The sequence below is a fragment of the Rhodococcus indonesiensis genome, from assembly GCF_047782815.1.
Classification (GTDB): domain Bacteria; phylum Actinomycetota; class Actinomycetes; order Mycobacteriales; family Mycobacteriaceae; genus Rhodococcus; species Rhodococcus indonesiensis.
In genome coordinates this window covers 1,345,516-1,372,489 of the sequence record NZ_CP180630.1, presented here as the reverse complement: position 1 = coordinate 1,372,489, position 26,974 = coordinate 1,345,516, and the positions used below count along the sequence as shown (strand labels likewise).

Sequence of the window (26,974 nt, the reverse complement as noted above, 5' to 3'; positions counted from 1 at the left end):
GCTCTACAACCCTTCGGCGAGCTCCATCCACTGCTCCTCGGCGGCTTCCTTTTCGGCGACCACGCTGCGCAGCTCGGCGTCGAGCTTCTGCAGGCGATCGGGATCGGTGGCCGCGTCGGCGAGGTCGTGGTGCAGCTTCTCCTCCCGCTCGGTCAGCTTCGCCACGCTCCGTTCGAGCCGCGCCAGCTCCTTGCGGGCGGCCCGCTCGGCGGCACCGTCGCGCTTCGGTTGTTCCGCATCCTGTTCGGGTATCGACGTCTTCGCCACCGTGGAGGCCGACGACGGGATGTCCCCGTCACCGAGCGCCGCGCGACGGCGCAGGTACTCGTCGATCCCGCCCGGCAGGTTGGTGAGCCTGCCGTCGCCGAACAGCGCCCACGTCGAGTCGCAGATCCGCTCGATCAGATAGCGGTCGTGCGAGATGACCACCAGGGTGCCCGCCCACCCGTCCAGCAGGTCCTCGAGTTGCTGCAGGGTGTCGATGTCCAGGTCGTTGGTGGGCTCGTCGAGCAGCAGCACGTTCGGCTCGGCCATGAGCACCCGGGTCAGCTGCAGCCGTCGACGCTCGCCACCGGAGAGGTCGCCGACGGGTGTGCGCTGCCGCGCCGGGGTGAACCCGAGCCGTTCGGCGAGCTGACCGGCCGAGATCTCCTTGTCGCCCAGCGTGATCCGTTCGGCCACGTCCTTCACCGCGTCGAGCACCCGCAGGTCGGTGGGCAGGTCGTCGAGTTCCTGCCGCAGCCAGCCGATCTCGACGGTCTTGCCCTGGATGCGACGGCCGGACGCCGGTTCGATCTCCCCGGCGAGGGTGCGCAGCAGCGTCGTCTTGCCGGAGCCGTTCACACCCACCAGGCCGATCCGCTCCCCTGGGCCGAGCCGCCACGTCAGGTCGTGCACCAGCTCGCGACCGTCGGGGGTGGTCAGTGTCGCGTCCTCGAGTTCGATGACCACCCGGCCCAGACGGCGTTTGGCGAACGACGCCAGCGCCACCGTGTCCCGCGGTGGCGGCACGTTCGCGATCAGCGATTCCGCCGCCTCGATGCGGTAGCGCGGCTTCGAGGTGCGGGCCGGGGCCCCGCGCCGCAGCCAGGCGAGTTCCTTGCGCGCGAGGTTGCGGCGCCGTTCCTCCATCGCGTCAGCCTGCCGGGCCCGCTCGGCGCGCGCGAAGATCCAGTCGTTGTATCCGCCCTCGTAGCTTTCCACCTGGCCGTTGACGACCTCCCATGTGCGGGTCGCGACGGTGTCGAGGAACCACCGGTCGTGGGTGACGACGACGAGGGCGCTGCGCCGGGAGAGCAGGTGCTCGGCGAGCCACTGCACACCCTCGACGTCGAGATGGTTGGTGGGCTCGTCGAGGACGAGCAGGTCGAGGTCCTGCACGAGCGCGGCGGCCAGCGCGACGCGCCGACGTTCGCCGCCGGAGAGACCGTCGACGAGCGCGTCGAGGCCGAGCCGGTCGACACCGATACCCGCGAGAACGGAACGGATCCGGGCGTCGCCGGCCCATTCGTGCTCGGCCACCCCCAGCGGTCCCAGCACGACCTGCCCGACCGTGGAGCCGGCCGGCAGGACGCCGCGCTGGGTGACGACCGCCATGCGCAGCCCGCCGACCCGGCTGACCCGGCCCGAATCGGGCTCCTCGAGGCCGGTGAGGACCTCGAGGAGGGTGGTCTTGCCGCCGCCGTTCAGGCCGACGACGCCGATGCGCTCACCCTCCTGCACACCGAGCGACACCGAGTCCAGCAGCGGTTTGATGCCGAAGGACTTCGAGACCTGTTCGAGGTTGATCAGATTCGCCACGCGGAGCAATGCCTTCCGAGATCAGGGGTGGGAGTTGTCGACGACGCGTGCGCCGGGGACCGGGCCGGAGGCCACGCGCACCGTCCGGCACACACCGGCCCCGGCCAGTTCGGCGCTCACCGTCACCGCCGCGGCCGAGTCGGCGCACAGGAACGCGCAGGTGGGCCCGGACCCGGAGACGATGCCGGCCAGCGCGCCGGCCTCCACGCCCGCCCGCAGGGTGCGCCGCAGCGCAGGCGCGAGCGAGAGGGCCGCGGACTGCAGGTCGTTGCCCAGCAGCGGTGCCAGCGCGTGCGGGTCGCCGGCAGCGAGGGCCTGCAGCAGGTCGTCGAGGCCGCGGACCCGAGGCGGGGAACCTTCGGCGCGCAGACGGTCGAGTTCGCGGAACACCACCGGGGTCGACAGACCGCCCTTCGCGAGGGCCAGCACCCAGTGGAAGGTGCCGCGGGAGAGGACCGGCACCAGCTGCTCACCGCGGCCGGTGCCGATGGCGGTGCCACCGTGCAGGCAGAACGGCACGTCGCTGCCCAGTTCCGCCGCGAGGTCGTCCAGGTCGTCGCGGGCGAGGCCGAGTCCCCACAGGGCGTCGAGTGCGACCAGGGTGGCAGCGGCGTCGGCGCTGCCCCCGGCCATCCCGCCGGCCACGGGGATGCCCTTGTCGATCGTGATGGCGACCTCGGGTGCGCGCCCGGCGCGTTCGGCCAGCAGGGTCGCGGCCCGCCAGGCGAGATTGGTGGCGTCGGCGGGGACGGCCGCGGCGTCGGCTCCGCGCACCCGCAGGCTCAACGCGTCGGCTCGCACGACCGACACCTCGTCGCTCAGGGACAGCGCGTGGAAGACCGTGCGCAGCTCGTGGTACCCGTCCTCGCGCAGGTCACCGACCGCGAGATGCAGGTTCACCTTGGACGGTGCTCGTACGGTGACGGGGCTCGGGACGACGGACAGCACGGATATACAGCTTACGCACCCGTGCGGCTCCGAATGCGGACGGCAGCTGTCCTCGTTCGCTGGCATGCTCGGACCATGCGCGAAACGTCCGCTCGCCTGTTGCGCCTGCTGTCGCTGCTGCAGACCCGGCGGGACTGGTCGGGTGCCGAACTGGCGGACCGCCTGCAGATCACGACCCGCACGGTGCGGCGGGACGTGGACAAACTCCGCGACCTCGGTTACCCGGTGGACGCCACCGTCGGGGTCGGCGGCGGGTACCGCCTCGGCGCGGGCGCGGAGATGCCACCGCTGCTGCTCGACGACGAGGAGGTCGTCGCGGTGGCCGTCGCTCTGCAGTCGGAGGCGACCGGATCGGTGACGGGCATCGGCGAGGCGTCGGCTCGTGCCCTCGCCAAGTTGCGGCACGTGATGCCGTCGCGGCTGCGGCACCGGCTCGAGGCGCTGCGGGTCGAGGTCGTCGAGCGGGCGCCCGCCGCGTCCGCGGTCGACGCGGCGATGCTGTCCGGCGTCGCCGGGGTGTGCCACGCACACGAGCGACTGCGGTTCGACTATCGCGCGCACGACGGCGGCTGCTCGCGGCGGGAGGTGGAGCCGTACCGGCTGGTGCGGTCGGGCGCACGCTGGTATCTGGTGGCGTGGGATCTGCATCGGCAGGACTGGCGGTCGTTCCGGGTCGACCGGATGGAGCCGAAGATCCCCACCGGTCCCCGGTTCGTCCCGCGCGAGCTGCCGCCCGGCGGGGCGGCGGAGTTCGTGAGCCGGGGCATCGCCCGCGGCATCGTCCGGACGCGGGCCCGCGTGCTGCTGCACGCCCCGTTCGACGCGATCGTGCCGATGGTCGACGAGCAGTGGGGAACCCTGGAGCCGGTGGACGCGAATCACTGCGCGGTCGCCCTCGGCGGCACGTCGCTCGGGTCGATCGCGAGCTGGCTCGCGGAGTTCGACGTCGACTTCACCGTGCTGGATCCGCCGGAGCTGCGGGACGCGTGCCTGCAGGCAGGCCGGCGCCACGAGCTGCTCGCCCGTCGATACGAACGCGCCGGCTCCGTCGCGGGAAGCGACTGAGCCGGCGCGTGCGGGTGACCGAATGTCACACCGGTTCGATTCGATCGAGTGCGTGTGACATTCGGTCGGTGAGGCAGGTGGGTCAGCCGATGACGGTGACGCCGGTGGCCTGCGGGCCCTTCTGGCCCTGGCCGACCTCGAAGCTCACGCGCTGGTTCTCCTCGAGGGTGCGGAAGCCGCCGCCCTGGATCTCGGAGAAGTGCACGAAGACGTCCGCGGAGCCGTCGGCGGGGGCAATGAAGCCGAAGCCCTTCTCGCCGTTGAACCACTTCACGGTACCTTCAACCATGTTCATTCCTAAGAAGATTCGGGAAGCGCCGGGCTTCCCCACTCGTCGAGCGACACCTCGCCGCTCGGGTCTGTCACTCGACGGTAGAAAACGATTCCGTGTGGGCTATCGCATCCGCTCGCAACCAGAAATGTGCGAGGGGTGAACCACGAACACAACCTAACGACCGTGTGCAAGTAGATCACATCGGCGCCCGCACCGCTAGCGAGATCGCCGCAGGGGACACGAAACTGCATTGTGCCGGGCCCTTTTTCAGGGAGCACGAGTCGGATCGGGACACGAAGAGGGACCGGCCCGTTCGGACCGGTCCCTCTTCATTGCCTGTCACACCTCTGCCGGCGGCTCTTCCGCGACGACCTCACGAGGCCGTCGGGGAATGCACGCGTCCGGAAGAACGCGCAGCGAGCTACGTCAGCCGATGACGGTGACGCCGGTGGCCTGCGGGCCCTTCTGACCCTGGCCGACCTCGAAGCTCACGCGCTGGTTCTCCTCGAGGGTGCGGAAGCCGCGACCCTGGATCTCGGAGAAGTGCACGAAGACGTCCGCGGAGCCGTCGGCGGGGGCAATGAAGCCGAAGCCCTTCTCGCCGTTGAACCACTTCACGGTACCTTCAACCATTTTCAACCTCATACATCTCGGAAAGCCTCGAGGCCTTCACGTTTCGTCGAACGACACGACGTCGCCCGGGCCTGTCACTCGACGGCTGAGAAGGATTCCGTGGGAATTTCGCATCCGCTCGCAACTAGAAAATGTGCGAGGGGTAAACCACGAACACACTACCTAACGACCGTGTACCAGTAGAGCACAGATCCGCCCGTCTGCCAAGCGTTGCGTGGGAACCGGTCTGCGCAGCGCCGTCACGACGTGCCGGCAATCCGCACGAAGGCGGCGGCGTCGAGCTTCTCGCCCCGCGTCGACGGATCGATCCCGGCGGCGAGCAGGCGACGCTCGGCTTCGGCGGCCGAGCCGGCCCAGCCGCTCAGGGCTGCGCGCAGTGTCTTGCGACGCTGCGCGAAGGCGGCATCGACGACGGCGAACACCTTGCGGCGGTGCGCTTCGTCCGTGGGCCACGGCGGCTCGGTGTAGCGGTCGATGCGCACCAGTCCCGATTCCACCTGGGGCACCGGCCAGAACACGGCCCGGCCGACCGAGCCGGCACGACGGACGTCGCCGAAGAACCCGGCTTTGACGCTGGGCACGCCGTATACGCGGCTGCCGGGCCGGGCGGCGAGCCGGTCGGCCACCTCGGCCTGCACCATCACCAGAGCGGTACGCAACGAGTCGAATTCGGCGAACAGGTGCAGCAGGACGGGGACCGCGACGTTGTAGGGCAGGTTCGCGACGAGCGCAGTCGGGGCGACCGGCAGGTCGGCGGGCTGCACCCGCATGGCGTCCTTCAGGACGACGTCGAGTCGGTCGGCGAGATCGGGTGCGCGGTCGGCGACCGTCGCGGGCAGCCGCTCGGCGAGCCTGGGATCGATCTCGACGGCGACGACGCGGTCGACCACGTCGAGCAGGGCGAGCGTCAGCGAGCCGAGGCCCGGGCCCACTTCGAGGACCACGTCGTCGCGGCCGACACCGGCGACGGAGACGATGCGGCGCACCGTGTTGGCATCGTGCACGAAGTTCTGGCCGAGTTGTTTCGTCGGCCGGACGCCGAACTCCTCCGCGAGGGCGCGCACCTCGGCGGGGCCGAGCAGGGCGGCACGACCGCGAGCGGTCACGTCGGAACTGTCGCGAGCGGTCCCGTCGGAACCGTCGCGAGCGGTCACGTCGGAACCCTCGCGAGGGGCCGAGCCGGGATCGCCGGATGAGTGGTCTGGCACGTGCCGAACCTAGCTCACGCCGGGGCGGACGAGTAGAACGGCCACGCTCCCCGGCCCTGGGTGTGCTGTTCCCCGTCGATCGTCACGGTCTCGTGCCGGACGAGCGTCGTCGCGGCGCTCCCGGCGACGAATGTCACCGGAAGCGCCGCGACGACGTGCGACAGCACGGAACGTGAGTCATCGATCCTCGTCACCGAGGACACGAGCCGGAATTCCTACCGCAGGCCCATCTTGCTGGTGCACGACGGCCAGGCTCCCCAGCCCTGCGCGGCCTGGACCTTTTCGGCGACGGCGATCTGCTGCTCGCGGCTGGCCAGGTCGGCGCGCGGCGCGTACTCGGTGCCGCCGAACGCGGCCCAGGTCTGCTGGGTGAACTGCAGGCCGCCGTAGAAGCCGTTACCGGTGTTGATGGCCCAGTTGCCGGTGGCCTCGCACTGCGCGAGGGCGTCCCAGGTGGAGGCGCGGCCGGAAGCGGGCACGGCCGGCGCGGGCTTGGTGCCGACGCGGACGACGGCCGGGGCCGGCTCGCGGAGGGTCGTCGAGGCCTTCTCGGTGCGGCCGACCTCGACCCCGTCGATCGTGTGCACATCGAGGGTCACGGTGCGCTCACCGGGAGCACCCGGGGTGTCGACGGCGGTCTCGCCCTGAGGCATGTTCGGGTCGTCGACGCGCTGCTCGGGGGCCGGCACCGGCTGGTTCTCGATGCGGGTCTCGATGCGGTCGCGGGTGACGCGGATCTCGAGACCCTCGGTCAGCGCCGCGTCGACCGGGGGCACCACCGAATCGGCCTGCTCGAGCGCCACACCGTGCGCGGACAGGAACTCCCCGACCGTCGGTGCCGCCATCCGCACCTCCACGGCCGGAGCGCCACCGTCGAGCAACCGCACCGTCTTCGGGCTCACCACGTCGAGCTCGGCACCTTCGAGCGGCAACCGGTGCGACCGCGACGCCGAGGTGTACACATCCGCGGCCAGCTCGAACTGCGCCAGCGCCTCATCCACCGTCGACGCCGTCGTCCACACCGTGCGCTCGACACCGTCGACACTCAACGCCACCTCACGGGCCCGCCGCAGCACCACCGTGTCCCCGTCCGAGACCTCGGCGTCGACGGCCGGGGCCACCACGTCGTGCTCGCCGACCGGGTAGCCGGCGCCGGCGAGAACGTCACCGACCTCGGAGCTCATGGTGCTGAGCGCGATGTGCTCACCGTCCACGTCGAGGGTGAGTTCCTTGTGCTGGATCAGCGCGGCGATTCCGCCGGCCGCCAGGGTGAGGAAGAGCGCGGCGACGACCACGTACAGCGTCGGCGATTTCGCTCTGTTGATCTTGGTGAAAGGTGACACGGCTATTCCTGCACTGTCGACAACTTCGATCACGGCACGGTAACGAATCGGCATTGATACGGCAACTGCACCGTCTCTAACTGCAGTTTCTCGGTAACGAGACAGGTGACGATTCGTAATTTTCGATCAATAGCGGGCCGCGACCGAAGGTGCGGGCTAGCGTCGATTCGACGCTCGGGAAAACGTGCCGCACGACGCGCGAATTACAGAGGTGAGATTACTTTGGGTGACCGAATTCACCGTCCTCCGGCGCGGCGGAGTGCGGCGCTGCTGACCCTGCTCGGCATGCTCGGCGCGCTGCTGCTCGCTGCCACCCCGGCGGCCCTGGCGCAGTCCCCCGCCGCCGGCCGCACCTACGTCATCGCCACCGACGTGACCTTTGCACCCTTCGAATTCCAGAACGAGCAGGGCGACTTCGTCGGCATCGACATGGACCTGATCCGGGAGATCGCGGAGGACCAGGGCTTCATCGTGGAGGTTCGTCCGCTGGGCTTCGATGCCGCCCTGCAGGCGGTGCAGGCCGACCAGGCCGACGGCGTGATCGCGGGCATGTCGATCACGGAGGAGCGCAAGCAGGTCTTCGACTTCTCGGATCCCTACTTCGAGTCCGGCGTGCAGATGGCGGTCCTCGCCGGCAACGACGAGGTCGCGTCGTACGCCGATCTGGCAGGCAAGCGCGTCGCGGTCAAGAACGGCACCGAGGGCGCCGCGTTCGCCGAGTCCATCAAGGGCGAGTACGGGTTCACCACGGTCTACTTCGCCGACTCGGCGAGCATGTACGACGAGGTCCGCACTGGGAACTCGGTCGCGGTCTTCGACGACTACCCGGTGCTGGCGTACGGCATCGCCCAGGGCAACGGGCTGAAGACGGTCACGGAGAAGGAGGCCGGTGCGAACTACGGGTTCGCGGTGAACAAGGGCCGCAATCCCGAGCTGCTCACCGCGTTCAACGCGGGCCTGCAGAATCTGCGGGACAACGGCCGCTACGACGAGATCGTGGAGAGTTACCTCGGCGAGGGCGCCGTGCAGGCCGACAACTCCATCCCCGGCCTGCTCCGCAGCACCTGGCAACTGCTGCTCGAGGGGCTGTGGCTGACCCTCGTGCTGTCGGTCGTCTCGATCGCGATCGCGCTGGTGCTCGGCGCGCTGTTCGGCCTCATGCGGGTCTCACGCAACATCGTTCTGCGCGGGATCGGCACCGCCTACGTCGACGTCTTCCGCGGCACCCCGCTGCTGGTGCAGGCCTTCTTCATCTACTTCGGCATCCCGGCCGCGGCCGGATTTCAGATGTCGGCGTTCACCGCGGGCATCATCACACTCTCGCTCAACGCGGGCGCGTACATGGCCGAGATCGTGCGTGGCGGCATCCTGTCCGTGGACAAGGGGCAGATGGAGGCCGCCCGCAGCCTCGGCATCGGCTACCTGCCCGCGATGCGCAAGGTGGTCATGCCCCAGGCGGTGCGCACCATGATCCCGTCGTACATCAATCAGTTCGTGATCACGCTGAAGGACACCTCGATCCTGTCGGTGATCGGCATCGCCGAGCTCACCCAGACCGGGCGGATCATCATCGCCCGCAACTTCCAGTCGTTCCAGATGTGGCTGATCATCGGGGTGATCTACTTCGTCGTCATCATGGCGCTGACCAAATTGTCGGACCGACTCGAGAAAAGGATCAACCGTTGACCGAGGCAGCCGCGGCTCAGCCGCTCGAGGACGGTCGCGAGGTGAAGGTCCGCGTGCGCGGCCTGAAGAAGTCGTTCGGCGAGAACGAGGTGCTCAAGGGCATCGATGTGGACATCCTCGCCGGCGAGGTGGTGTGCGTGATCGGCCCCTCCGGTTCGGGCAAGTCGACGTTCCTGCGGTGCCTGAACCGGCTCGAGGACATCAGCGCCGGTTCGGTGGTGGTGCACGGGTTCGACCTCGCCGACCGGAAGATCGACATCGACCGGGTGCGCCGCCATATCGGGATGGTGTTCCAGCACTTCAATCTCTTCCCGCACATGACGGCCCTCGAGAACATCGTGCTCGCGCCGGTGCTGACGAAGCGGGCGACCAAGGAGGAGGCACGGGCGCGGGGGCTCGCCCTGCTGGACCGGGTGGGGCTGAGCGAGAAGGCCGACGCGAAGCCGGCCAACCTGTCCGGCGGGCAGAAGCAGCGCGTCGCGATTGCACGGGCGCTGGCTATGAATCCGGACATCATGCTGTTCGACGAGGCGACCAGCGCCCTCGACCCGGAGATGGTGGGCGAGGTGCTGCAGGTGCTGCGCGACCTGGCGGCCGAGGGCATGACCATGGTCGTGGTTACGCACGAGATGGGTTTCGCCCGGGAGGTTGCCGACCGGGTGCTGTTCATGGCCGACGGGTACGTCCTCGAGGAGGGCACGCCGAAGGAACTGTTCGGGAGCCCCCGCCAGGAACGGACCCGCGACTTCCTCGCGAAGGTGCTCTGAGGCCCGGCGCCCGGTCCCCCGGACGCCGGCCCTCACCCACGGCTACGCGGTCTGCAGGAACCGCACCCGGCGGCCGAGCAGGGCGTCGACGCTGTACGCGCCGGCACCGACGACCGCGAGAACCAACGCTCCCGCGCCGAGCGCCCCGACGAGCTCCCATCCGCCGTCGGTGACGTAGATGCCGTTGCCGATGTGGACGAAGAAGAACGCACCGAGCATGTTCACCAGCAGCAGGACACCGAAGACCGGCACGAGCAGGCCGATGATCAGGGCGATGCCACCGAGTGTCTCCACCCAGGTGGCGTAGAAGGCGGACAGTGCGGGCACGGGCACGTCCATGCCCTCGAATCCGGCCTTGGTGGCGGAGTATCCCTGGTTCACCTTCTGCAGCCCGTGGGCCAGGAAGACGATCCCGAGGACCACTCGGGCGACGAGCAGCCCGACGTTGCGCAGGGCGGGGTTGTTCATGGGGGTGACCTTTCGGTGCGGGCGGTGGGGGCTCGTCCTTCGATCGAAGCCGCCCCTACGGTAGCGACGCAAGGTTGAAGGTTCAACTTAAACGATCGGCTACCACTCCGTGACTACCCGCAAAGTAGTTGATTGCTCAACCACAGGGGGTATGCTTCTCACCGAAGGCGCAACCACCGGTCGAAGGAGCCCCATCGTGAGCACCAGCGTGGAAGAGGAACGCAGCCGCCGCTCCGCGACGCTGCGGGAAGAACTCCGCACCCGATACCTCCGGCCCGTCGGCGAACGACCCGCGTCGTCGGCGCGCGGGTTGCACCACACCGCACTCGTCAGCAGCGACGTCGAGCGCACGGTGCGCTTCTACCAGGACGTGCTCGAGTTCCCGCTCACCGAGTTGATCGAGAACCGCGACTACCCCGGTTCGTCGCACTTCTTCTTCGACATCGGAAACGGAAACCTGCTGGCCTTCTTCGACTTTCCCGGGCTCGACGTCGGCCCCTACCAGGAGGTCCTCGGCGGGCTGCACCACATCGCGATCAGCGTCGAGCCGGGCCGCTGGGAACACTTGCGCACCAAACTGACCGAGGCCGGCGTCGACCTCGTCGAACACAGCGAGGTCTCCCTGTACTTCCGCGACCCCGACGGTGCCCGCATCGAACTCATCGCCGATCCCCTCGGCGAGATGTACGGAAGCAAGGTCTTGTAGATGAGCAACGTCGACGCCGAGCCCACCGAGATCGTCTGCGAATCCGAGCCGGCACCCACCCGTGTGCAGATCATCACTTCCCGTGAGGTTCCGCTCGGCGGCCCGCGCGCGATGCCGGTCCGCCGAACGCTGCCGCAGCGCGCCCGGTCCCTCGTCGGAGCCTGGTGCTTCGCCGACCACTACGGGCCCGACGACGTCGCCGCCACCGGCGGAATGGACGTCGCGCCGCACCCGCACACCGGCCTGCAGACGGTGAGCTGGCTGTTCGCCGGCGAGATCGAGCACCGCGACAGCCTCGGCAAGCACGCGTTCGTCCGTCCCGGCGAACTCAATCTCATGACGGGCGGCCACGGCATCGCCCATTCGGAGGTCTCCACGCCCGCCACGACGGTCCTGCACGGCGTCCAACTGTGGGTGGCCCTGCCCGACGCGCACCGTGACGCCCCCCGCGACTTCCGGCACTACGTGCCCGAACCGGTCCGGATCGCGGGCGCGACCGTCGCCGTCTTCCTCGGCTCCCTCGCCGGGTCCACGTCGCCCGTGCCCACCTTCACCCCGCTGCTCGGCGCCGAGATCACCCTCGACCCGGGCGCGAGCGTCGAACTGGCCGTCGATCCCGAGTTCGAGCACGGACTGCTCGTCGACACCGGCAGCGTCCGGCTCGCCGGCACCGTTCTGACCCGTTCCGCGCTCGGCTACGTCGGCACCGGGGTCTCCACGCTTTCGCTGACGAATCTCACCGACGAACCCGCACGCGCCGTGCTGCTCGGCGGTACGCCGTTCGGGGAGGAGATCGTCATGTGGTGGAACTTCGTCGGTCGCAGCCACGACGAGATCGTCGCGTTCCGCGACGAGTGGCAGCGCGAGGGAGAACGCTTCGGCCGGGTCGAGGGCTACACCGGGAAGGTGGCGCGGCTACCCGCACCGGCGCTGCCCAACGCCCGGATCCGGCCGCGCCGCAATCCCCCCACCCACTGAGGAAGCGCCTGGACAGGGCCCCGAGGGGCACCCTCACCAATGCCACCGAGGGGCACCCTCACCAATGCCACCGAGGGGCACCCTCACCAATGCCACCGAGGGGCACCCTCACCGATGCCACCGAGGGGCACCCTCACCGATGCCACCGAGGGGCACCCTCACCAATGCCACCGAGGGGCACCCTCACTCGGGACGGATCCCGGCGTAGGCATCGCCCAGCAGGCGCCGCACCCCCACCCGGGTCACCTCGCGCGGGTTGGGGTACTGCCGTTCGGTGGCCAGGTGTGCCGCCTCGTCCAGGTCCCCCTCGGACATCCCCAGTTCGGCCAGTGTCGTCGGACCACCCGCGGCTGCCACCAGGTCGAAGACCCCGGCCGGAGCGGTGGGCGTGCCGAGGGCATCGGCGATGCGGATCATCACGGCCGGCACCGACGGCGCGTTGAACGCCATCACGTGCGGCAGCACCACGGTGTGCGTCGCCGCGTGCGGCAGGTCGAAACTGCCGCCCAGGACGTGGCACAGCTTGTGGTGCAAGCCCATTCCCCCCGCGCTCAGGCAGGTGCCGGCCAGCCACGCCGCGAGCAGCAGGTCCGAGCGTCCCTCGCGGTCCGCGGCATCGGCACCCAGGACCGGCACACCCCGGGCGATCGCGCGGATCGCCTCGAGCGCCAGCGTGTCGATGATCGGGTTGGCGTGCTCGGCGTACAACGCCTCCACGGCATGCGCCATCGCGTTGATCGCGCTGGTCAGTGCCATCGGGATCGGCATCGACAGGGTGAACTCGACGTCGTAGATGACGGTCTCGGGCAGGATGGCCGGCGACGAGTGCGTGGTCTTCACACCGTCCGCGGTCTCCCCGAGGACGGGAGTCACCTCGGATCCGGCGTAGGTAGTCGGCAGGATCACCTGGTCCACGCCTGTGCGCACCGCGATCGCCTTCGACAGCCCCGTCGTCGATCCTCCGCCCACGGCGACGACGGCGTCGATGTCGTGCTCGGAGACCAGGCCCAGCACCTTCTCGGTGACCGCCACGGGGGTGTGCATGACGGCCCCGTCGAACCGGGCGACCTGTAGGCCCCCGAGGGCCTTCTCGACCAGCTCGGCCTGCGGACGGACGTGTTCGCCGCCGAGCAGCAGGACCCGCGAGCGATCGAGGCGGCGCACCTCGTCGGCGACCCGCGCCGCGGTTCCCGGACCGAAGACCACCCGTGACGGCTGAGCGTTGTAGACGAAACTGTGCATGCCACCCATTGTCCCGGCCACCCGCTCCGGGCGCCTCGGAACGGGGACACCGTTACGAAAGTCCGTAGACCCGTTCGGCATTCGCGGTGGTCGTAGCGGCCAGCTCGGCCGGGTCCGCACCGCGCACCTCCGCCAGCGCCCGAACCGTGTAGGGCAGGCAGTACGGCTCGTTGGGGGCCCCGCGGAACGGATGGGGCGTCAGGAAGGGAGCATCGGTCTCCACGAGCACCAGCTCGGGCGGCACCAACGGGGCGGCGGCACGCAGCGCCTTCGCGTTCTTGAAGCTCACCGTCCCGGAGAAGCTGAGCAGGTAGCCGGCGTCGACGCAGGCCCGCGCCATCTCCGCGTCCGACGAGAAGCAGTGGAAGATCACCGTCTCCGGCGCGCCCTCGTCGTGCAGCACGCGCAGCAACTCGGCATCGGCGTCACGATTGTGGATCATCAGGGTCTTGCCGAGCCGTTTGGCCAGGTCGATGTGCCAGCGGAACGCGTCCTCCTGCTCGAGCGGGTCGGCGCAGCCGTCGAGCTTGCCGGGCCAGTACAGGTCGAGGCCGGTCTCCCCCACCGCGACGACACGCGGGTCGGCGGCGAGCTTCTCGATCTCGGCGCGCGCGGCGTCGTCGAGCGCGTTCGCCCGGGTGGGGTGGAGCGCCACGGCAGCGTAGACCCGTGGGTCCCAGTGCGCGGCGTCGACGGCGAAGCGGGCTGCGGCGATGTCGTCGGCGACGGTGACGACGCGTCCGACGCCCACCGCCGCCGCCCGGTCGAGGACGGCCGCCACCGACTCGGCATCGTGGGCGCCGCACGCGTCGAGGTGCGTGTGGGCGTCGACGAGAGGCGAGAGCGGCTGCGGAGGCTCGGGCGCGGGACGGGTTCGGCTCACGGCCCATACACTATCTACCTATAAAGTGGACGCACCATGACTGCTCCTGCCGCCTCCCGCCCGCCGTTCTATCTGACGACCGCGATCGCATATCCGAACGGCGCACCGCACATCGGCCACGCCTACGAGTACATCTCCTCGGACGCGATCGCCCGGTTCAAGCGCCTCGACGGCTTCGACGTGTACTTCCTGACCGGCACCGACGAGCACGGCCTGAAGATGCAGCAGACGGCGGCGAAGGAGGGCCTGGACGTGCGGGACCTCGCGGCCCGCAACTCCGGCGTGTTCGAGGCCATGGACAAGTCGCTGAACATCTCCTTCGACCGGTTCATCCGCACCACGGACGCCGACCACCTCGAGGCGAGCAAGGCGATCTGGCAGCGGATGGCCGACAACGGCGACATCTACCTCGACACCTACTCGGGGTGGTACTCCGTTCGCGACGAGGCGTTCTACGCGGAGGCCGAGACGACCGCGCTCGAGGACGGCTCGCGTATCGCGACCGAGTCCGGGACCCCCGTGGAGTGGACGGAGGAGTCGACGTACTTCTTCCGGCTCTCGGCGTATCAGGACAAGCTGCTGAAGCTGTACGAAGAACGGCCGGACTTCATCGCGCCTGCCACCCGGCGCAACGAGATCGTCAGCTTCGTCTCGGGCGGACTGAAGGATCTGTCGATCTCCCGCACCACCTTCGACTGGGGCGTGCCGGTGCCGGACCATCCCGATCACGTGATGTACGTGTGGGTCGACGCGCTCACCAACTACCTGACCGGTGCGGGTTTCCCCGACACCGGGTCGGAGTCGTTCCGCCGCTACTGGCCCGCGAACCTGCACATCATCGGCAAGGACATCACCCGCTTCCACACCGTGTACTGGCCGGCGTTCTTGATGTCGGCCGGGATCGAGCTGCCCGAGCGGGTGTTCGTGCACGGCTTCCTGTTCAACAAGGGCGAGAAGATGTCCAAGTCGGTCGGCAACGTCGTCGACCCGCTCGAGATGGTCGAACAGTACGGTCTCGATCCGCTGCGCTTCTTCCTGCTGCGGGAGATCTCCTACGGCCAGGATGGCAGCTACAGCCACGAGGCGATCGTGACCCGCATCAACGCGGACCTGGCGAACGAACTCGGCAACCTGGCGCAGCGCTCGCTGACGATGGTCGCCAAGAACCTCGACGGTGTGGTGCCGGACCCCGGTGAGTTCACCGAGGACGACCGAGCGCTGCTCGCGCAGGCGGACGCGCTGCTCGACAAGGTCCGCGCCGAGTTCGACGTGCAGGCGTTGCACCTGGCCCTCGAGTCGATCTGGCACGTCCTCGGCGAGACGAACCGGTACTTCTCCGCCCAGGCGCCGTGGGTGCTGCGCAAGACCGACCCGGCCCGGATGGCCACGGTGCTGTACGTGACGCTCGAGGTCGTGCGGATCGTCGGCCTGCTCGTGCAGCCGGTGATGCCGGACTCCGCCGCGAAGATCCTGGATCTGGTGGGGCAGGATCCGCAGGCGCGGCAGTTCGCGGACATCGCCACGCGCCTCGCGCCGGGCACGCAGTTGCCGGCTCCGGCCCCGGTGTTCCCGCGGTACGAATAGCGCGTCACGCCGCCTGTCGGTGGCCTCGTGCACACTCCGCGCATGGGGCGATATAGAACACACTTTCGACAGGCGGCCGGCGGGTCCGGCGCATCCGAGGAGGCCTTTCACCTCGGGATCCGGCCGCTTCTCGACGAACTGGGCGCCGCGTACGAGTGCGGCTGGCAACCGGTCGACGTGCTGCACGTGACGGCCCGCTCCGGTGACACCACGGACGTTCCGCTGGCGGCCGCCGCGGTGCTGTTCGACGCCCGCCGCAGTGGCGCGGCCGACCGGGCACCGCTCGACTGGGTGGGCCAACTCGGCGCGATCGCGCAGCGCTGCCCCTCGGCCGCGCGGATCGCCGATCGGGTGCCACCCGATGCGCCCGCACGACGGTTGGGCGCGGAACTGCTGCGCGAGCTGCCCGGCCTGTCCCGCTTCCAGGTGATGGGGCTGGCGTTCGCCTGGAAGTACCTGCCGCAGTTCGCCCCACTCCTGCCGCTGCCCTCGCAGTGGCCGCCGCTGCGACCGGTGCCTGCGGCCGGCGAGGCCGCGACCCCGGATCCGAGGATGCTCGCACGGATCCGCGGCCTCCTGGCGAAGGCCGAGTCCACGAACTATCCGGAGGAGGCCGAGACCCTCACCGCCAAGGCCCAGGAACTGATGACCCGGTACGCGATCGGCACGGCCCTGGTCACCCGCGCCGGCGCGGACACCACGCGCGGGCGCCGCGTGCACGTCGACAATCCGTACGCGAAGGAGAAGGTGCTGCTGCTCACCGCGATCGGGAACGCGAACCGCACGCGCACGGTGTGGTTCACCAAGGTCGGAATCGCCACGATCGTCGGGGCCGAGGTCGACCTGCAGCAGGTCGAAGTGCTGTTCGCGTCGCTGTCGGTGCAGGCCGCCCGGGCCGTACGCGCCGCCGGACCAGAGGGCCGCACCGGCGGTGCGGCGACGGCGTTCCGCCGTGCCTTCCTGACTGGGTACGCATACCGGATCGGCGAACGTTTACGGCAGGCCGACGCAGGTGCCACCGCGGCCGCCGCGGCCGACGCGAGTATGTCCGTCACGCAACTCGCGCCGCTGCTGGCCCGTCGCTCCGAGGCCGTGGACGCGGAGTTCCGCCGGCTGTTTCCGACGACCCGGTCGACCCGCACGCGCAGCGTCGATGCCGAGGGGTGGTTCGCCGGCCGCGACGCCGCCGAGACCGCCTTCCTCGCACCCCCGCCCGGGTGAGCACTGCCACCGCCTGTCACGTTCCCGGGCCGGCCGGTGTCCCATCTACGACCGCGGACATCGTCGACAACAGAAGGGGTGATCAGGATGGCAACCGACGTGGTGGTACTCGGAGCCGGGTACGCGGGAGTGATGGCAGCGAACCGTCTGCTCGCCGCGCATCCGGAGGTATCGGTGACGGTCGTCGCGCCGCGACCGGTGTTCGTCGAGAGGGTGCGGCTGCATCAGCTCGCGGCCGGCTCCGGCGGGGCCACGCACGACCTCGCCGACGTGCTGCATTCGGCGGCAGCCGTGCACCTCGGCACCGCGGTGCACATCGGTAGGGATCGGGTGCTGCTCGCGGACGGGACGGCGCTGCCGTTCCGCATCGCCGTCTACGCCGTCGGCAGTGGCGCCGCCGCGCCTGCGATCCCGGGCGCCGACCGGCTGCACTCGACGACCGAGTTCGAACGCGCTTTGGACACGGCCGCCGCGCTCGGGGAACTCCAGGACGGGGCGGACGTGGTGATCGTCGGGGGCGGACTCACCGGCGTCGAAACGGCCGCCGAGATCGCCGAGGCACATCCCCGCCTGACCTGCACCCTCGTCGGGGATCCCGTCGCACATCTGCCCGGGGCCACCCGGCGGTTCGTCGCCGCGCGGCTGCGACGGCTCGGCGTCCGGATCCGGCCGGGCCGGGTCGTCGCCGTCGAGGACGACGCGGTGCTGCTCGCCGACGGCGACGCGATACCGGCCGAACTCACGATCTGGGCAGGCGGCTTCACGGTGCCCGACCTGGCCCGGCGCAGTGGCCTGCCGGTCGACGACGCCGGCCGGCTGCGGGTCGACGCGACCCTGCGGAGCGCGGACGGAGCGAACGTCGTGGGCGTGGGCGACGCCGTGACCGTCGACGGTCAGGATCACATCCGGATGAGCTGCCAGGCGGCGCTGCCGCTCGGCGCCCACGGCGCCGACACCACCTGGGCGCTGCTGACGGGCACGGATCCGCAGCCGCTGTCGCTGGGGTTCGCGGCGCAGTGCATCTCGCTGGGTCGCGCCTCCGGCGTCGTGCAGCGCACCCGCCCGGACGACACGGCCCGCAGCTTCGCGTTGCGCGGTACGTTGGGGGCGTTCGGCAAGGAGACGGTGGTGCGCGGGACGGTGTGGATGTTGCGACGACAGGCGCGAGGACACAGCTACCCGTTCCCGAAGGGACCGGCGCCCACGCCCGAGCCGCTCGTGGTCCGTCGATGACGCACGGCGACATGACACCCGGCGACATGACACCCGGCGAGACGACGCACGACGAACTGTTCACCCGGCATCGGGGCCTGCTGTTCGGCATCGCGTACGAGATCACCGGCAGCGTCGCCGACAGCGAGGACATCCTGCAGGACAGCTACCTGCGCTGGGCCGAGGTGGAGCTCGACGAGGTGGCGAACCCGCGGGCCTATCTGAGCCGCGTGGTCACCCGGCAGGCGCTGAACTCGCTGCGCACGGCGCAGCGGCGCCGGGAGGACTACGTCGGGCCGTGGCTGCCCGAACCGGTGCGGACCGCCCCCGATGCCGCCGAGGACGTGCTGCTCGCCGAATCGGTGTCGATGGCGATGATGCTGGTGCTCGAGACCCTCGGCCCGCTCGAACGGGCAGTGTTCGTGCTGCGCGAGGTGTTCGGCTTCGACCACGCCCAGATCGCCGCGGCCGTCGGCAGGCAGGAGGCGACGGTGCGGCAGATCGCGCACCGCGCCCGCAGCCACGTACAGGCGCGACGCCGGCGGTACGTCGCGTCCGACGAGCAGGCGCGCCGGGTAGTGGCGGAGTTGCTGTCCGCCGCTGCCGGCGGCGATGTGGAGGCACTCATGGCGGTACTCGCGCCGGATGTCGTCTACGTCGCCGACGGTGGCGGCAAGGTGACGGCCGCGCGGGTTCCGGTGTCCGGAGCGCGGAAGGTCGCACGCGTGCTTAGCGGCCTGAGCCGCAGGCCGCTGCCCGACATGCGAGTGGAGTTCGCCGCGTTCAACGGCCTGCCCGCGCTGGCCGTGTACTCGGGCGAGCGACTCGATCTGGTCATGCTGGTCGAGATGGACGCGGGCCTGGTCACCGGCCTGTATGTGGTGCGGAACCCGGACAAGCTCGGTGCGGCGGAGCGGGTGATGCCGCTCGTCCGCTGACCGCCCGGCGGGATTCGGTCCGTCCCGGGGCCGCGTGGGAAGCTGTGCCCATGCGGATGGAACGGCTCGGTCCCGGGGGCAGTCCGGCGCAGGTGCTGCGACTGCTGGGCGCCCGGGCCGAGGCGGCAGGCACCCCTCCACCGGCCGCACTGACCGGAACGTGGTTCGGCGCGGCGGCGGTCCTCGCGCCCCACGTCCGTGCCGTCGCCACCCCGCCGGCCGATGCCTTCGTCCTGCGGAGCCGCTCGGCCCGGGGCCGCGACGAACCGGGCCGCGACGAACCGGTCGTCGGTGGAGGGTGGATCGGCTGTCTCGCGTATCCGGACCGCGCGCCCACCCACCCGGCGCTGCCGCGTGCGGCCGGAGGATGGACGGACACCGTGCTGCGGCTCGACCACGACGGCTGCTGGTGGTACGAGAGCCTCACCGACGCGGCGTGCCCGGCCGGGCTCGCCGCCGTCGTCCGCGAGTCGCCCGAAACCGCCGCGCGGGCACCGTGGCGCATCGACTGGACCGCGCCCGATCGCGACACCCACCGTCGCGGCGTGCAGCAGTGCCTCGAGGCGATCCGGGCCGGCGAGGTCTACCAGGCGTGCGTGTGCACTCGCTTCACCGGTGCCTGGTCGGGCAGTCCGCTGCACTTCTTCGCCGACGGGATCGAGCGCACCGCACCGGCCCGGGCCGCGTACGTCGCGGGCGACTGGGGTGCGGTCGCGTCCCTGTCACCGGAGTTGTTCCTCGCGCGCCACGACGACCGGGTCACATCGAGCCCGATCAAGGGCACGCTCCCGATCGGCGCCGATCCGGCCCTGTTGCGCGCGTCCGTCAAGGACGTCGCGGAGAACGTGATGATCGTGGACCTCGTGCGCAACGACCTCGGGCGGGTAGCCGAGACCGGGAGCGTCACCGTGCCGGAACTGCTCGGGGTGCACCCGGCCCCCGGGGTCTGGCACCTGGTGTCCACCGTCGCGGCCTCGTTGCGGGCCGGGGTGGACACCGTGCGGTTGCTCGAGGCAGCATTCCCGCCGGCGTCGGTGACCGGCTGCCCCAAGCTCCGGGCGCGGGAGTTCCTGCAGGTCTGGGAGCCGTACCCGCGGGGCATGTACTGCGGCACGGTGGGCATGGCCAGTCCCGTCGCCGGGGTGGAACTGAACGTGGCGATCCGCACCGTCGAGTTCGGCCGCGGGGACGCGGACACGCCGGGCTCGTGCGGGCTCGGCGTCGGCGGCGGCATCACCATCGATTCCGATCCGGATGCCGAATGGCAGGAGTGCCTCGACAAGGCCGCCAGCATCCTGGCGCTCAGCCCTCGCACACCGTCCGGCCCGCCACCGGCAGATCGGACTGTGGCAACATCTCGGTGATCCGGCCCGTCGTCGAGGCGCAGATCCGCGCGACGATCGACCCGACGTCCAGGCTCCAGGTGCGCACCATTCCGTCGCCGCCTCCCGCGATCACGGCGTTGCTGCCCGGCAGGAAGCCGACCTGCCACCGCCCGACACCCATCTCGGTGATCGGACCGCCCACCGGGTGCATGCGCTCCGGATCGGCGACGTGCCACAGCCGCACCGTGCCGTCGTCACCGCCGCTGACCACCTCGCTGCCGTTCGGGGTGACGGACACCGAGTAGACGGTGCCGGTGTGCCCGCGCAGCGCGTCGGGCCGGACGGTGAACGATCCGTCGGATCCTCGGTCCCACACGCGGACCGTGTGGTCGTCGCTGCCGGTGGCGAGGACGTTGCCGTCGGCGCTGAACGCGAGGGCGTTGACGCCGCCGGTGTGACCGTCCGACACCGGCACCGCGACGGGGGCGGACGGATCGGTGACGTCCCACGCGTAGAGCGAGCCGTCCGCACTGGTCGCGACCAGGTGCCGGCCGTCCGGCGTGAACGCGGCCGCCCGCACGAGATTCGTCGGGCCCCGCAGTGGTGCTCCCCGGCTCACCGGACGAGCCGGATCCGACACGTCCCACAGCACGAGGGAGTGGTCGTCGTGGCCGGTGACGAGGGTGGTGTCCCCTGGACCGAAGGCGAGTTCGGACGTGAACCGCGTCTCGGTCACGATCGGGTCCGCCCACAGCCGCGGGGCCGCAGGGTCGCGGACATCCCACAGGTGGATCTCGCCGTCGGTAGTCGACGCGGTGACCAGAGTCGCGGCGGAGGGCGACAACGCGGTGGTCACCGCGCCGCCCACCGGTCGGGGACGATGCACGAGACCGAGCGGCGCCCAGCGCCCGTCGGAGTCGATCCGCCACAGCGGCACGGCGGAGTTGTACCCGCCCGTGGCGACGACCGAGCCGGCACGGTCGAACGCGGGCAGCGTCAGCGCAGAGTCCGCGACCGCGACGCGCCCGCGCGGCAGCGTCCAGATCCGGATGTTGCCGTCGTGGCCGCCGGTGACCAGCGCGGTGCCGTCGGGGGTGAACGCGAGCGCGGGGACGCCACCGCCGTTGCCTGCGAGAGCCGGTCGCATCTCGTCGATCGTCCGCGTCCTCGGGTCGAGCGCCCACAGCTTCGCGGTTCCGTCCCACGATGCGCTCGCGAGGGTGCGGCCGTCGGGTGCGAACGCGACGGTCCACACCCCGCCGGTGTGTGCCTGCACGGGTGGTCCGGTCGGGTGCACCGCCGCCGGGTCCGTGGTGTCGAACATCGTGAGGACGCCGTCGTCGCTGCTGACCGCGAGAGTCCGGCCGTCGGGGGCGAACGCGACGGAGTGCGCCACGTCGCGGAAACCGGTCAGCGCGCCGCCGACGGGCACGGCGGCGGCCGGGTCGGTCACATCCCACAACCGCACCGACCGATCGTCGCTCGACGTGGCCAGCACGGTGCCGCCGGGGTGGAACGCCACGGTCCGCACCGCCGCGCCGTGCGCGGGCAGGACGGTGCGGGGAAATCCCCGCGTCCGGGGCTCGCTCGTGTCGACGAGCACGACCGATCCGTTGTCGTACGGCACCGCGAGCGACCGGCCGTCCGGACCGAAGCGCACGTTGTGGACGACCTCCGGCACGAACACCTCGGCGGTGAGCAGCGCGACGGGCCGGTCCCGGTCGGTGACGTCCCAGATCCATACCGCGCCTGACGCCCCGCCGGCCGCGAGCAGGGTGCCGTCCGGGCTGAAGGAGACCGAGGCCAGATACTCGGGCTCGTCGGACACCAGCGCACCGAGCGGCCGCGGAGCGGCCCGGTCGGACAGATCCCACAGCCGCACGCTGCCGTCGTCGCTCGCCGAGGCCAGGGTCGTACCGTCCGGGGCGATCGCCAGCCCGTAGACGGGACCGCGGTGGCCGTCCAGTGGCAGGGCCAGCGGCATCTGCTCGGTCGCGACGAGCCGCGAGTACGCGACCTCGCTGTCCGGACGCAGGCGCCACGCCGCGAGCGCCAGATGGGCCGCGGTGGACGGGTCCCGCTCCCGCATCGAGTCGGCGAGCGCGACGACCTGCTGGAACTGGGCGGCGCTGCGCTCGGCCTCGGCGCGGCTCTTGCCCGCCCAGGCCAGCGTCCCCATCACCACCGCGACGACGGTGGAGAGCACGAGGGCGGCGACGGCCCCGTTGCGGACGCGGGTCCGGCGACGGATCTGCCGCCGCGACTCCTGGAGGAAAGCCACCGCGGTCGGGCTGAGCGCGGCCTCGACGCCGCCGGCCGGGGTCTGCCCCACGAGCTCCCGGTCCTCGTGCTCGGCGACGAGGTCCATCCGGCCCCGCTGGTACAGCAGGTCCGCGTGCCGGCGGGCCGCGACCCAGCTCGCCGCGTCCGCCTCGATCTGCTGGCGCAGCGCGGCGTACGAACGGTCGGCCCGGATCCACGACTTCAGGCGCGGCCAGGCGTCGATCACCGTGTCGTGGACCAGCTCGACGCTGCCGTCGTCGACGACGAGGACGCGGGCGGTGACGAAGTGGTCGATCACCCGGCGCCCCGCCTCGGCGTCGTCTCCGGCGACGGCGAGCAGCCGATCCAGTGGGCGCCGGATCTTCACGTCGGTGCCGGTGCCGGTCACGTAGACGAGATGGACGAGCATCGCGCGCGCGAGTCGGCGGCCACGGTCGTCGAGCTCTCCCCACGCACGTTCCGCGCCCGCCGCGATCGATCCGCGCACCCCGCCGGTAGCGCGGTACCCGGCTACGGTCAGGTGACCGCCGCGCCGGCGTTCCCACAGGGCGTCGAGCAGATGCGACAGCAGGGGCAGTTCGGCCCCGCCGACGTCGTCGTCGGTCAGTACACCGAGGTCGTGCAGGATCAGTTCGACCAGGCCCGGCTCGAACCGCAGGCCGAGTAGCCGCGCCGGCGCGGTGATCACCTCGACCAGGTCGTCCCGGGTCAGGGGCTGGACCGTCTTGCTGTGCCGCTCCAGCGCCCGGGCCAGCACGGGATAGGTCACCGCTCGCTCGTAGAAGTCCGATCGCAGCGTGGCCACCACCGAGATCGGTGTATCGCCGTCGCCGACGGTCGCGGCCCGCTCGAGCAGCGCCAGGAATGCCGAGCGTTCGGCCGCATCCTCGCAGTGGGTGAACAGCTCCTCGATCTGGTCGACGACGATCAGCAGGCCCGCGCTGCCCTCTCGGGCGGCGGCGGCGCGCAGCCGAGCCACCGCGGCCGGCTCGTCCGCATTCGAGATGTCGGCGAGTTCGGGTACGCACTCGACGAGCTGCGCCACCGGGTGCGGTCCCGGGGTCAGGACCACCGGCCGCCAGCGGTGGTCACGGCACAGTTCCGGGACCAGGCCGGCCTGCACGAGGGAGGACTTGCCGACGCCGGAGGCACCGGTCACCACCACGATGCCGTGACCGTGGGCGGCGACGACGGTCTCGGCGAGTTCGCGCACGCTCCGGGTCCGGCCGAAGAACAGCTGCGCGTCCCGATCGCGGTACGTCTCGAGGCCCCGGTACGGCCGCACGCCGGGGGGCAGTGCCGCGGCGGGCGGCTCGGTGGACTCCACCCGGGCCCGCCCGGCAGGTCCCCGGGCGTGTTCCCACCACCGCTCCCACTGCTTGATCGAGTAGAGGCCGGGCGTGGGCGGCTGCGCGTGCAGGGCCCGGGCGGAGCGGATCAGCACCACCAGGACCGGACGGACCGTCTCGAATGTGGCGGGTACCCGGGCACCGGATCGCCAGTCGCTGATCCGCTGCACGGAGACTGTGCGCTCGCTGCCTACGGAACGAGCGACGCCCGAGGCCTCGGAGGCGACCTTCTTGAGGGCGGGGCGTCCCGCCGCCGCGAACAGCGTCCGGAGCTGGTCGGCGAACAGCTGCCGGGGCTCCGCCGCGGTCCGCTCGTCGGCCGGTTCCATCTCCGGCATCCTCCTGTTCCGCGCCACCTGATGTCCGCTGCGGAAAAATTCCTCACCGGCCCTGACCTGGGATGATAGCGCGAGCGGGCAGCGAACCGGTTGGTCGCCCCGGAAGTACCCGACAGAGTGGTCTCCGAGCGGGATACCCCCGCGAAGCGCTGCACCTCCGCACCGGCCGGAACCCGACGAGGGGTGGTTCCGCCCGATGCGGAGGGATGGCAGCCCCCGACCCGAACCGAGGGATCGTGTACAAGCTCGTCGACCGGATCGTCCACGGGGTCCCACCCACTCTGGTCGCGGCCCTGATCGTCGCGGTGGCCGTACTGCTGATCCTGGCGCTCTCCACGGCCGCCCCGTAGCGCCCGAACGCGGCTACCGCGTCGGCGTGCGGCTGTCCTTCTCGCCGAGCAGGTACGGATCCCGGGCGAGGTACTCCTTCGTCTCGCGGGCGATGAGGCCCGACAGGATGAGCAGCCCGACCAGGTTGGGCAGTGCCATCAGACCGTTCATCACATCGGAGAAGTTCCACACCACTTCGAGTTCGGTGGTGGCGCCGATGTAGACGACCAGCACGAAGACCGCCCGGTACGGGAGCACGCCGCCCCGGCCGACGAGACGCTCGACGCAGCGGTCGCCGTAGTACGACCAGCCGAGGATCGTCGAGAAGGCGAAGAAGACCACGGAGATCGTGACGATCCAGCTGCCCCAGTCACCGCCGAGACCGTCCGAGAACGCGAGCGAGGTCATCGCCGCGCCCTGCTCACCGGACTTCCACGCGCCCGTGGTGATGATGACCATGCCCGTGAAGGTCACGACGATGATCGTGTCGATGAAGGTCTGGGTCATCGACACCAGGCCCTGCCGGACCGGGTGGGTGGTCTGCGCCGCGGCGGCGGCGATAGCGGCGCTGCCCATGCCGGACTCGTTGGAGAAGATGCCGCGGGCCACGCCGTAGCGCAGGGCGATCATGAACACCGAGCCGATGAAGCCACCCGTTGCGGCGGTGCCGGTGAACGCGTCGGAGAACACCAGGGCGAACGCCTCGGGGATGTCGGTGATGTTGACCGCGAGGACGATGATCCCGGCGCCGACGTACAGCAGGATCATCGCGGGCACGAACCCGGCGGTGACCTTGCCGATGGACTTGATGCCGCCGAGCAGCACCGCGGCGGCGAGCACCGTCATGACGACGCCGGACAGCCAGGTGGGCACCCCGAACGTGGAGTCCATCTGGGTGGCGACGGTGTTGGCCTGCGTCATGTTGCCGATGCCGAAGCTGGCGAGCACCGCGAACACCGCGAACATCAGGCTCAGCACCAGACCGAACTTGTTGGGGATGGCACGGGCCAGGTAGTACTGCGGGCCGCCGGACTGCTCGCCCTTGGCGTCGGTGACGCGGTACTTGACTCCGAGGAACGCCTCGGAGTACTTGCTGGCCATGCCGACGAGGCCGGTGATCCACATCCAGAACAGGGCTCCCGGCCCGCCGAAGTAGATGGCGGTGGCGACGCCGGCGATGTTGCCGACGCCCACGGTGGCGGCCAGGGCGGTCGTCAGTGCCTGGTACTGGGAGATGTCACCTTCGGTGGCGTCCGGGTCCTTGCGGATGATCAGCCCCAGCCGCAGGGCCGGCCACAGCTTGCGGAACTGCACCCCCCGCAGCCGCACCGTCAGGATCACGCCGGTGCCCAGCAGCAGCGGTATGAGCATGTACGGGCCCCACACCACCGACGCGACCTCGACGAGGAATTCGTTCACCGACTCCATCCGTACCTCCTGCTGCGCGGTAAGGGGCAGAGTCTACGACGACGACTCGTCCTGCCGCGCGGCCAGTACCGCGTCGTACAGTTCGCGTTTGGACACCCCGGCGGTCGCGACCTGGGCGCACGCGTCCTTCAGCCGCACTCCGTCCGCCACGAGCTGTTCGACCGCGTCGACCAGGTCGGCAGGCTCCGCCACCTGCGCCGAAGCGCCCTCGAGCACGACGGTGATCTCGCCGCGGGCACTCTCGGCGGCCCACTGCGCCAACTCCGCCAGCGTGCCGCGGCGTACCTCCTCGTAGGTCTTGGTCAGTTCCCGGCACACCGCGGCGCGCCGCTGCCCGCCGAGCACGTCGACCGCGTCGGCGAGGCACGCGGCGAGGCGGTGCGGGGCCTCGAAGAACACCACCGCGCGCGGCTCGGCGGTCAAGGTCTGCAGCCACGCGCGGCGGGCGCCGGCCTTGCGCGGCGGGAAGCCTTCGAAGCAGAACCTCTCGACCGGCAGTGCGGACAGCGCGAGAGCGGTGGTCACTGCGGAGGGGCCGGGCAGGCACGTGACGGGGAGCCCGGCCGCGACGCACGCCGCCACCAGCCGGTAGCCGGGATCGCTGACGGACGGCATTCCGGCGTCGGTGACCAGCAGCACCGTCCGCCCCGCCGCGATGTCGGCGACCAGCGCCGGGGTCCGGGCGGACTCCACCTGGTCGTAGAAGCTGACCACCCGTCCGGTGACGGTGACCCCCAGCGCGGCGGCGAGCGACCGGGTGCGACGGGTGTCCTCGGCCGCGACGACGTCGGCGGTGCCGAGCGCGTCGCAGAGCCGTTTCGAGGCGTCGCCGATGTCGCCCATGGGGGTGGCGGCGAGCACGAGCCGGCCCTGTCCCGGATTGTCTGGCTGCATGCGTCTCAGCCTACGATCGGGACGTGACCGTGACGGACGAGCGCCCTGCCGAGGCATCGGACCGTCGCCGG

24 protein-coding genes are annotated in these 26,974 nt (G+C 70.8%); 11 read left to right on the top strand and 13 right to left on the bottom strand.

Features of this window, described 5'->3' with window-relative positions; translation table 11 throughout:
* Window positions 1-3 precede the first annotated feature (3 nt).
* Window positions 4-1,800, bottom strand: a complete 1,797-nt coding sequence (locus tag ACM26Y_RS06540) for an ABC-F family ATP-binding cassette domain-containing protein (RefSeq protein WP_416062965.1) — start codon at window positions 1,798-1,800, stop codon at window positions 4-6.
* A gap of 21 nt (window positions 1,801-1,821) precedes the next feature.
* Window positions 1,822-2,748, bottom strand: a complete 927-nt coding sequence (locus ACM26Y_RS06535) for a 4-(cytidine 5'-diphospho)-2-C-methyl-D-erythritol kinase (protein ID WP_054371883.1) — start codon at window positions 2,746-2,748, stop codon at window positions 1,822-1,824.
* A 75-nt stretch (window positions 2,749-2,823) separates the two neighbouring features.
* Between ACM26Y_RS06535 and ACM26Y_RS06530 the strand changes: the two genes are divergently transcribed.
* Entirely contained in the window at window positions 2,824-3,813 is a 990-nt protein-coding gene (locus ACM26Y_RS06530; RefSeq protein ID WP_416062964.1) for a helix-turn-helix transcriptional regulator, read from the top strand.
* 82 nt (window positions 3,814-3,895) lie between these two features.
* Here ACM26Y_RS06530 and ACM26Y_RS06525 read toward each other — a convergent pair whose 3' ends face one another.
* From ACM26Y_RS06525 to ACM26Y_RS06505, 5 genes are all read right to left on the bottom strand, one after another.
* On the bottom strand, window positions 3,896-4,102 hold the full coding sequence (locus ACM26Y_RS06525) for a cold-shock protein (protein WP_003937833.1): 207 nt from the start codon (window positions 4,100-4,102) through the stop codon (window positions 3,896-3,898).
* Window positions 4,103-4,513: 411 nt separating this feature from the next.
* On the bottom strand, window positions 4,514-4,720 hold the full coding sequence (locus ACM26Y_RS06520) for a cold-shock protein (protein ID WP_003937832.1): 207 nt from the start codon (window positions 4,718-4,720) through the stop codon (window positions 4,514-4,516).
* A 239-nt stretch (window positions 4,721-4,959) separates the two neighbouring features.
* Entirely contained in the window at window positions 4,960-5,874 is a 915-nt protein-coding gene (gene rsmA, locus ACM26Y_RS06515) for a 16S rRNA (adenine(1518)-N(6)/adenine(1519)-N(6))-dimethyltransferase RsmA (RefSeq protein ID WP_054371885.1), read from the bottom strand.
* 68 nt (window positions 5,875-5,942) lie between these two features.
* Entirely contained in the window at window positions 5,943-6,095 is a 153-nt protein-coding gene (locus tag ACM26Y_RS06510) for a hypothetical protein (protein WP_416062963.1), read from the bottom strand.
* Between the two features lie 48 nt (window positions 6,096-6,143).
* Window positions 6,144-7,271, bottom strand: coding sequence for a transglycosylase family protein (locus ACM26Y_RS06505; RefSeq protein WP_416062962.1), 1,128 nt, complete (start codon window positions 7,269-7,271; stop codon window positions 6,144-6,146).
* Window positions 7,272-7,556: 285 nt separating this feature from the next.
* Between ACM26Y_RS06505 and ACM26Y_RS06500 the strand changes: the two genes are divergently transcribed.
* Window positions 7,557-8,957, top strand: a complete 1,401-nt coding sequence (locus ACM26Y_RS06500; RefSeq protein ID WP_416063624.1) for an amino acid ABC transporter substrate-binding protein/permease — start codon at window positions 7,557-7,559, stop codon at window positions 8,955-8,957.
* Complete coding sequence (locus ACM26Y_RS06495; RefSeq protein ID WP_416062961.1) at window positions 8,954-9,724, top strand: amino acid ABC transporter ATP-binding protein; 771 nt, start codon at window positions 8,954-8,956, stop codon at window positions 9,722-9,724. Before ACM26Y_RS06500 ends, ACM26Y_RS06495 begins: the two co-directional genes overlap by 4 nt.
* A 42-nt stretch (window positions 9,725-9,766) precedes the next feature.
* On the opposite strand, the gene ACM26Y_RS06490 is transcribed toward ACM26Y_RS06495, so the two are convergent.
* Window positions 9,767-10,192, bottom strand: a complete 426-nt coding sequence (locus tag ACM26Y_RS06490; protein WP_416062960.1) for a DoxX family protein — start codon at window positions 10,190-10,192, stop codon at window positions 9,767-9,769.
* Window positions 10,193-10,388: 196 nt separating this feature from the next.
* Here ACM26Y_RS06490 and ACM26Y_RS06485 point away from each other — a divergent pair, with 196 nt between their 5' ends.
* Window positions 10,389-10,898, top strand: a complete 510-nt coding sequence (locus ACM26Y_RS06485) for a VOC family protein (protein ID WP_416062959.1) — start codon at window positions 10,389-10,391, stop codon at window positions 10,896-10,898.
* Window positions 10,899-11,876 carry a pirin family protein gene (locus ACM26Y_RS06480; protein WP_416062958.1) on the top strand — a complete coding sequence of 326 codons (978 nt, stop codon included), beginning with the start codon at window positions 10,899-10,901 and terminating at the stop codon, window positions 11,874-11,876.
* 183 nt (window positions 11,877-12,059) lie between these two features.
* On the opposite strand, the gene ACM26Y_RS06475 is transcribed toward ACM26Y_RS06480, so the two are convergent.
* Window positions 12,060-13,127, bottom strand: coding sequence for a maleylacetate reductase (locus ACM26Y_RS06475; protein WP_416062957.1), 1,068 nt, complete (start codon window positions 13,125-13,127; stop codon window positions 12,060-12,062).
* A gap of 43 nt (window positions 13,128-13,170) precedes the next feature.
* Window positions 13,171-14,001: a TatD family hydrolase gene (locus ACM26Y_RS06470; RefSeq protein WP_416062956.1), complete on the bottom strand. Its 831-nt coding sequence runs from the start codon at window positions 13,999-14,001 to the stop codon at window positions 13,171-13,173.
* 36 nt (window positions 14,002-14,037) lie between these two features.
* On the opposite strand from ACM26Y_RS06470, the gene metG reads away from it, so the two are divergent.
* The 5 genes from metG (at window position 14,038) to ACM26Y_RS06445 (ending at window position 20,320) form a co-directional block, all read left to right on the top strand.
* On the top strand, window positions 14,038-15,585 hold the full coding sequence (metG, locus tag ACM26Y_RS06465) for a methionine--tRNA ligase (protein ID WP_416062955.1): 1,548 nt from the start codon (window positions 14,038-14,040) through the stop codon (window positions 15,583-15,585).
* Window positions 15,586-15,627: 42 nt separating this feature from the next.
* A complete protein-coding gene (locus ACM26Y_RS06460) occupies window positions 15,628-16,806 on the top strand; it encodes a DUF2786 domain-containing protein (RefSeq protein ID WP_416062954.1) in 1,179 nt (392 codons plus the stop codon).
* Between the two features lie 87 nt (window positions 16,807-16,893).
* Window positions 16,894-18,039 (top strand): NAD(P)/FAD-dependent oxidoreductase, encoded by a 1,146-nt coding sequence (locus ACM26Y_RS06455; protein WP_416062953.1) that lies wholly within the window; start codon window positions 16,894-16,896, stop codon window positions 18,037-18,039.
* On the top strand, window positions 18,036-18,956 hold the full coding sequence (locus tag ACM26Y_RS06450; RefSeq protein WP_289377353.1) for an RNA polymerase sigma-70 factor: 921 nt from the start codon (window positions 18,036-18,038) through the stop codon (window positions 18,954-18,956). The genes ACM26Y_RS06455 and ACM26Y_RS06450 overlap by 4 nt, the downstream gene beginning before the upstream one ends.
* Before the next feature lie 50 nt (window positions 18,957-19,006).
* Window positions 19,007-20,320, top strand: coding sequence for an aminodeoxychorismate synthase component I (locus ACM26Y_RS06445; RefSeq protein WP_416062952.1), 1,314 nt, complete (start codon window positions 19,007-19,009; stop codon window positions 20,318-20,320).
* On the opposite strand, the gene ACM26Y_RS06440 is transcribed toward ACM26Y_RS06445, so the two are convergent.
* Entirely contained in the window at window positions 20,259-24,242 is a 3,984-nt protein-coding gene (locus tag ACM26Y_RS06440) for an AAA family ATPase (protein WP_416062951.1), read from the bottom strand. The genes ACM26Y_RS06445 and ACM26Y_RS06440 overlap by 62 nt on opposite strands.
* Before the next feature lie 215 nt (window positions 24,243-24,457).
* Between ACM26Y_RS06440 and ACM26Y_RS06435 the strand changes: the two genes are divergently transcribed.
* Window positions 24,458-24,601: a hypothetical protein gene (locus ACM26Y_RS06435; protein ID WP_416062950.1), complete on the top strand. Its 144-nt coding sequence runs from the start codon at window positions 24,458-24,460 to the stop codon at window positions 24,599-24,601.
* Window positions 24,602-24,614: 13 nt separating this feature from the next.
* Here the strand turns inward: ACM26Y_RS06435 and ACM26Y_RS06430 are convergent, their stop codons facing one another.
* Window positions 24,615-26,009 carry an alanine/glycine:cation symporter family protein gene (locus ACM26Y_RS06430; protein WP_054371896.1) on the bottom strand — a complete coding sequence of 465 codons (1,395 nt, stop codon included), beginning with the start codon at window positions 26,007-26,009 and terminating at the stop codon, window positions 24,615-24,617.
* Window positions 26,010-26,042: 33 nt separating this feature from the next.
* The gene (rsmI, locus tag ACM26Y_RS06425) at window positions 26,043-26,903 is read right to left on the bottom strand and encodes a 16S rRNA (cytidine(1402)-2'-O)-methyltransferase (RefSeq protein WP_416062949.1); all 861 of its coding nucleotides are present in this window, start codon (window positions 26,901-26,903) and stop codon (window positions 26,043-26,045) included.
* Window positions 26,904-26,974: the final 71 nt, after the last annotated feature.